We start from the raw sequence: 559 nt of genomic DNA, 5'->3' as shown, positions 1-559 counted from the left end.
ATTATTCTCAAGCGCTGATTTTGATCAGTGAATTTGTGATGACTTTTGTCATCTTTACTTTTCACGTTTCTTGTTCTTTCGAACAATCAACGTTTCAGATTAAACTTGATTCTTAAACTTTTATGACTTTCAAAATAACAACTTACCTGCACTAAGCAGGCTATTTATAACAAACAAAACTGTTATAGGTAATTAAAATGGTGCGGTTACCAAGACTTGAACTTGGGACCTCGACATTATCAGTGTCGCGCTCTAACCAACTGAGCTATAACCGCAAGAGCAAATCTTGGAGGCTAGGAGATTCGAACTCCTGACCCTCTGAATGCAAATCAGATGCTCTACCAACTGAGCTAAACCCCCGATTTATAAAGATCGGCTGTCTAAGATTTGCGATCTTTTTCAAATAACTATGCTTTAACAGCATAAGTAAGACAATGTACGAAGCTTAGAGCTTGCCCAACCTGTTTGCTAAATTAGCAAACTGTCCTTTAAAGGAGGTGATCCAGCCCCACCTTCCGGTAGGGCTACCTTGTTACGACTTCATCCCAGTCATCGGCCT

General features: G+C 39.9%; 2 tRNA genes and 1 rRNA gene. All 3 read right to left on the bottom strand.

Features of this window, described 5'->3' with window-relative positions:
• Positions 1 to 198 precede the first annotated feature (198 nt).
• Positions 199 to 275 (bottom strand) — tRNA-Ile (locus tag BU804_RS09070).
• A 12-nt stretch (positions 276 to 287) separates the two neighbouring features.
• A tRNA-Ala gene (locus BU804_RS09065) sits at positions 288 to 360 on the bottom strand.
• A gap of 130 nt (positions 361 to 490) precedes the next feature.
• A 16S ribosomal RNA gene (locus BU804_RS09060) occupies positions 491 to 559 on the bottom strand; the annotation flags it as partial.

This window comes from Candidatus Protochlamydia sp. W-9 (assembly GCF_001950615.1).
GTDB classification, from domain to species: Bacteria; Chlamydiota; Chlamydiia; order Chlamydiales; family Parachlamydiaceae; genus Protochlamydia; species Protochlamydia amoebophila.
This window is presented reverse-complemented; position numbering and strand designations above follow the sequence as displayed.